At 67.1% G+C, this 5,988-nt stretch carries 5 protein-coding genes; 2 read left to right on the plus strand and 3 right to left on the minus strand.

Annotated elements, in window-relative coordinates; translation table 11 throughout:
• Nucleotides 1-32 precede the first annotated feature (32 nt).
• Both R1101_RS0114540 and R1101_RS0114545 read right to left on the minus strand, forming a co-directional pair.
• Nucleotides 33-659, minus strand: coding sequence for a GAF and ANTAR domain-containing protein (locus R1101_RS0114540; protein WP_016934134.1), 627 nt, complete (start codon nucleotides 657-659; stop codon nucleotides 33-35).
• A 184-nt stretch (nucleotides 660-843) separates the two neighbouring features.
• Nucleotides 844-2,028, minus strand: a complete 1,185-nt coding sequence (locus R1101_RS0114545) for an acyl-CoA dehydrogenase family protein (protein WP_026003288.1) — start codon at nucleotides 2,026-2,028, stop codon at nucleotides 844-846.
• Nucleotides 2,029-2,153: 125 nt separating this feature from the next.
• Here R1101_RS0114545 and treS point away from each other — a divergent pair, with 125 nt between their 5' ends.
• Nucleotides 2,154-3,977 carry a maltose alpha-D-glucosyltransferase gene (gene treS / locus R1101_RS0114550; protein ID WP_026003289.1) on the plus strand — a complete coding sequence of 608 codons (1,824 nt, stop codon included), beginning with the start codon at nucleotides 2,154-2,156 and terminating at the stop codon, nucleotides 3,975-3,977.
• Entirely contained in the window at nucleotides 3,977-5,368 is a 1,392-nt protein-coding gene (locus tag R1101_RS0114555) for a maltokinase N-terminal cap-like domain-containing protein (RefSeq protein WP_016934137.1), read from the plus strand. Before treS ends, R1101_RS0114555 begins: the two co-directional genes overlap by 1 nt.
• Nucleotides 5,369-5,441: 73 nt before the next feature.
• Here R1101_RS0114555 and R1101_RS26875 read toward each other — a convergent pair.
• Nucleotides 5,442-5,988 (minus strand): AAA family ATPase (locus tag R1101_RS26875; protein ID WP_037223529.1); only part of this gene is annotated, 547 nt, incomplete at its 5' end.

Genomic DNA, 5,988 nt, shown 5'->3' on the forward strand with positions numbered 1-5,988 from the left:
GGGTTCCCCGACCCCGAGCTGGCGTAGGCAGTTCACCGCCCCGCGTCGACCACGTGCCCCGCGATCCTGCGCAAGGGCACGTTGCGTTCCTGGGAGAGCTTCCGGAGCAAGGCGAAGGCATTGTCGGCGTCCACCGCGAAACGCTCCATGAGCATGCCCTTGGCCTGGCCGATGACATCGCGTGACGCGAGAGCGGTGCGCAACTGATCCTCCCGGCGGGAGGCGATCACCGCGAGCGCCGCGTGGGTCGCCAGGCTCGTGCCCACATCGATGCTGCGAGCGTCGAACGCTCCCTCACGAGAACTGTGCACGTGCAGGGCACCGTGGACGTCGTCGGTGTACAGGCACAGCACCAGCACTGATCCGACACCGACGGCCGATGATTCGGAAGAGAAAGCAGGCCAACGCCTCTCGCGTCGCATGTCGGGTACGAGCACCGTTGCCCGCTCCCGCATCGACTCCACGCAGGGTCCCTCGCCCGATTCCTGCTGCAGTGCGTCGATTCGCCTCGGGAACAGCCCGGTCGCAGCACGGGAATCGAAGCGGAGACCGGACGTACGCAACGCTATGCCGGCCTGCTCGGCACCCGGGATCAGGTCGACGGCCGCCGCGGTGATCACGCGCAGGGTGTCGTCGAGACAGGCACATTCGATTCGCATTCTGCGCGCCACATCGTCTATCCGACAACGCAATCGCCCTTCGGACGAATCTCCGTTCGTCCGCTCTGCGTTGCCGGTCTCCCCCAATGCCACGCCACATACTTGCATCGACGCGTCGAGACGCCGAAAGTCCCTAGCACGAGAGGTACGTCGCCCCCTCACCCACCGGACGCGTCCGGAAGGCCTACCGCCACGGCACCCGTTCCGGCTCGCGCAGGATCCGTCGTGCCGTGGACATCCGGTGCACCTCGTCGGGGCCGTCGTAGATGCGGGCGTAGCGCGCCCGGCGGTACATCCCTTCGAGCGGGGTGTCGGCGGTGAGGCCGAGCGCCCCGTGCACCTGGATCGCACGGTCGACCACATCGTGCAGCATCTGCGCGCCGCGGAACTTGGCGAGCCCGATCCGGACGCGGGCGTCCTCTCCCGAGTCCATGACCCGCGCGGCGTCCAGGGTCATCAGCCTGGCCGCCTGGATGTCGGCGGCGGATTCGGCGATGTAGCGCTGGATCTCACCTTTCTCGGCGAGCAGCGACCCGTGGGCGAAACGGGCGTCGGCGCGGGCACACATGAGTTCGAAGGCTCGTTGCGCCTGACCGAGCCAGCGCATGCAGTGGAAGATGCGCCCCGGCCCGAGCCGGTCCTGCGCGACGACGAAACCGTTGCCGCGTTCGCCGAGCACGCTCTCCTCGGGAACCCGCACACCGGTGTACCGCACCTCGTAGTGATCGCTCGGGTCGTGCCCCATCGTGGGGATCGCACGGACGATCTCGAGTCCGGGCGTGTCGATGGGCACGATGATCGCGCTGATACTGCGGTGCAGCGGCGTCGACTCGGGTTCGGTCCGGGCGAAGACCGTGCAGTACCCGGCCTGCGCGGCACCGGTGGTGAACCACTTGTGCCCGTCGATCACCCATTCACCGTTCTCGAGCCGCGCGGTGGTCTGCACGAGCACCGGGTCGGAACCCGCCACTTCGGGCTCGGTCATGCCGACGGAGGGCAGGATGTCGCCGGAGACGAGACCCGGGATCCAGCGCTCGCGTTGTTCGGCGGTGCCGTGCCGCTGGATCATCAGTGCGTCCTGCATGGACACCGACCCGACCGCGAGTTGTCCGTACTCGGAGCGGCCGATGATCTCGTTGAGGTAGACGAAGTCGAGGAAGGAAACCCCGCCGCCGCCCATCTCCTCGGGATGCCCCAGAGCCCACAACCCCAGCTCCTTCGCCCCGGCCTTCAGGTCGGTGAGGGCCTCGGCGGCCGTGTCGTCGTGTCGGCTCAGGACCGGTTCGAGAGGAATCACCTCGTCGTCGATGAACGAACGCATGCGGGTGCACAGCTCGGCCACCCGTCCTCGGGGCCGGTTCGCAGTCATGCCCGCCAATGTATCGGCACACACGTGCACCCACAGAGCGTTCCGTCCGCTCCGGGTGTGGAAACCCGCCCGCCGGGGCATTCTGGGGCGAGTCCATCCTGCGACGCGACGAGCACGGAGGTGCCATGCCGGATCCTTCCGACCGAGTGCCGGAATACGAACACACCGAGGACGGCCATCTCGTCGAGAGCCGGGCCGAGGACTTCGCCCACGCGCGCAGCCTGCCCGTCGACCCGGACTGGTTCAAGACCGCGGTCTTCTACGAGGTCCTCGCCCGCGCTTTCAACGACTCGAACAACGACGGCACCGGCGACCTGCGGGGCCTGACCGAAAAGCTCGACTACATCGCGTGGCTCGGTGCCGACTGCATCTGGCTTCCGCCCTTCTACGATTCGCCACTCCGGGACGGCGGTTACGACATCCGCGACTTCCGTGCTGTGCTACCGGAATTCGGCACGGTCGAAGATTTCGTGCTCTTCCTCGACGAGGCGCACAAGCGCGGCATCCGCGTCATCACCGACCTCGTCATGAACCACACCTCCGACACTCACGCGTGGTTCCAGGAATCGCGGAGCGACCCCGACGGGCCGTACGGCGACTTCTACGTGTGGTCGGACGTCGACGACCGGTACCAGGAAGCCCGCATCATCTTCGTCGACACCGAGACGTCCAACTGGACGTGGGATCCGGTGCGCAAGCAGTACTACTGGCACCGGTTCTTCTCGCATCAACCCGACCTGAACTACGACAACCCCGAGGTGCAGGAGGCGATGCTCGACGTCCTGCGTTTCTGGCTCGATCTCGGCATCGACGGGTTCCGGCTCGACGCGGTCCCCTATCTCTTCGAACGGGAGGGGACCAACTGCGAGAACCTCCCGGAGACGCACGCCTTCCTGAAGAAGTGCCGCTCGGTGATCGACGCCGAGTATCCCGGCCGGGTGATGCTCGCCGAGGCGAACCAGTGGCCCACCGACGTCGTGGAGTACTTCGGCGAACCCGAGATCGGCGACGAGTGCCACATGGCCTTCCACTTCCCGCTGATGCCGCGCATCTTCATGGCGGTGCGGCGGCAGAATCGTTTCCCGATCTCCGAGATCCTCGCCCAGACCCCGCCGATCCCGAAGACCGCCCAGTGGGGCATCTTCCTCCGCAACCACGACGAACTGACCCTCGAGATGGTGACGGACGAGGAACGCGACTACATGTACGCCGAGTACGTCACCGATCCGCGGATGCGCGCCAACATCGGGATCCGCCGTCGTCTGGCCCCGTTGCTCGAGAACGACCGGAACCAGCTCGAACTCTTCACCGCTCTGCTGCTGAGCCTGCCCGGCTCCCCCGTCCTGTACTACGGCGACGAGATCGGCATGGGCGACAACATCTGGCTCGGCGACCGCGACGCGGTGCGGACCCCGATGCAGTGGACCCCCGACCGCAATGCCGGGTTCTCGCGCGCCGACCCGGCGCGGCTGTATCTGCCGGTCATCATGGATCCCACCTACGGATACCAGGCGGTGAACGTCGAATCGCAGATGAATTCGACGAACTCTCTGCTGCACTGGACCCGGCGGATGATCCAGGTCCGCAAGCAGCATCCGGCCTTCGGCAAGGCCTCGTTCACCGAACTCGGCAGCGCCAACCCCGCGATCCTGTCCTATCTGCGCGAGATGTCGCCGAGCCCGGAACGCAACTACAGCGACGTCATCCTGTGCGTGAACAACTTGTCGCGTTATCCCCAGGCGGTCGTGCTGGACCTGTCGCGCTTCGCCGGGTGGATCCCGGTGGAGCTGACCGGTTCCGTTCCGTTCCCGCCGATCACGGAGGAGGGTTACATGATCACCCTGCCCGGTCACGGATTCTTCTGGTTCGCTCTGCAGCCCGATCCGTCGAAGGAGGGGCCGGGCGAGCACCCGGTGAGCAGCGAAGCGGAAGCGGCGGTACAACCGTGATGACCAACACCGAACTCTATCCGGACGAGCGGCTCGTCGAGGACCTGCGCGAGTGGATGCCACACCAGCGATGGTTCGCGGCCAAGGGTCACATCATCACCGGGATCAGCGTCGTCCTGCGCCATCCGCTCGTCGAGGAACCCGGTTTCGGAGCCGACCATCTGCTCGTGAAGGTCTCCTTCGAGTCGACGGCGGACCAGATCTACCAGGTGCCGCTGGGTTTCCGTTCCCATCTCCCCGAGGAACTGCAGTCGTGGAGTGTGGTCGGTCCCGACGATTCCCACGACCACGGGCTGCACGTCTACGACGGCCTGCGCGATCAGGAGATCCTCGACCGGTACTCCCGCAGTCTGGCGAGCGGCACCCCCGCCGGTCCGGTGGATCTCCACAACGTGCCGGGCTCGGTCATCGAACCGGGACTGCGGGGCCGCGCGCTGAGCGCGGAACAGTCCAACACCTCCGTGGTCCTCGGAGAGAAGTTGCTGCTCAAGATGTTCCGCCGCGTGACGCTCGGTATCAACCCGGACGTCGAGCTGCCGCTCGCACTGGGCGAGGACGGTTGCCGATCGATCGCACCGATCCGCGCATGGATCGACGCGGAGGTCGACGGGGTCCGCACCACGCTGGCGATGGTGCAGGACTTCGCGGCGAATTCGGCAGACGGCTGGTCGATGGCGCTCGGCAGCGTCCGGGATCTGCTCATCGAAGGGGACCTGCGTGCCGACGAGGTGGGCACCGACTTCGCCGGGGAATCCCACCGCATCGGTGCGGCGGTCGCGGATGTGCACGCCCACCTCGGCTCCGCGCTCGGCACCGACGAGCGCGCGGCCTCCGAACTGGCCGAGGGCATGCTCCACCGACTCGAGGGTGCGACGGCCGAGGTCCCCGAGCTCGCCGACCTCACCGAGGCGATCCGCGCACGATTCGAGGAGGTCGCGGCACTGGGGCAGGTGCCGGTGCACCGCATCCACGGCGACCTGCACCTCGGTCAGGTGTTGCGCACCCCAGAGCGCTGGCTGCTCATCGACTTCGAGGGGGAGCCGGCGAAGTCCCTCGAGGAGCGCCGCAAGCCCGACAGTCCGTTCCGGGACGTGGCGGGGATGCTGCGGTCGTTCGATTACGCCGCGCATCATTCGGTCCGCGAATCCGAACAGGGCGCGGCGGTGGAGTCGCAGCGGGAGTTCCGGGCACGGGAATGGGCCGAACGCAATTGCGCTGCCTTCTGCGACGGTTACGCGGCCGCCTCGGGAACGGATCCGCGGGACGCCGACGTCCTGTTGCGCGGGTACGAGCTCGACAAGGCGGTCTACGAAGTGGTCTACGAGGCGCGGCACCGTCCCTCGTGGTTGCACCTGCCGCTCGAGGCGATCCGTCGCCTCACCACCGGCTGACCGCCGCCCGAACGCCGAGAACGCAGGAAGGGGAGAGATGCCGTGGCATCTCTCCCCTTCCTCGTCCCGCAGGTCAGCTCACCTGCAGCAGCAGTTCGTCGTCGACGACGTCCGCCGTGACCCGGTTGCCCTCGGCGAGTGCGTCGTCGAGCAGCATGTCGGCGATGCGGTCGTCGACCACCCGGGAGATCGAGCGGCGCAACGGACGGGCGCCGAACTCGGGCTGGTGCCCGTTGCGGGCGATCCATGCCACCGCGTCGGAGGTGAACTCGAGATCGATCCCCTTGCTCTGCAGCCGCTTCCGGCTGTCGGCGAGCAGCAGCTCGGTGATCCGGTGCAGCTGGTCGTCGTCGAGCTTGCGGAACATCACGATCTCGTCGATGCGGTTGAGGAATTCCGGCCGCATCGATTCGCGCAGCCGGCCCATGACCCGATCGCGCAACGGCTGCTCCGCCGCCTCGGCGTCGCCGGTGGTGAAGCCGAGCGCCCCACCGCGGCTCGAGATGATGTCCGAACCGAGGTTGCTGGTCATGATGACGACGGTGTTGGTGAAGTCCACCGTGCGTCCCTCACCGTCGGTGAGGCGACCGTCGTCGAGAACCTGCAGCAGCGTGTTGAAC

This window comes from Rhodococcus sp. R1101 (assembly GCF_000278445.1).
In the GTDB taxonomy this organism is placed as follows: domain Bacteria; phylum Actinomycetota; class Actinomycetes; order Mycobacteriales; family Mycobacteriaceae; genus Rhodococcus; species Rhodococcus gordoniae.

Excerpts from the sequence above, each read along its gene's own strand:
- R1101_RS0114540 (WP_016934134.1), bottom strand. The coding sequence starts at position 659 with ATGCGAATCGAATGTGCCTGTCTCGACGACACCCTGCGCGTGATCACC.
- R1101_RS0114545 (WP_026003288.1), bottom strand. The coding sequence starts at position 2,028 with ATGACTGCGAACCGGCCCCGAGGACGGGTGGCCGAGCTGTGCACCCGC.
- treS (WP_026003289.1), top strand. The coding sequence starts at position 2,154 with ATGCCGGATCCTTCCGACCGAGTGCCGGAATACGAACACACCGAGGAC.
- R1101_RS0114555 (WP_016934137.1), top strand. The coding sequence starts at position 3,977 with ATGACCAACACCGAACTCTATCCGGACGAGCGGCTCGTCGAGGACCTG.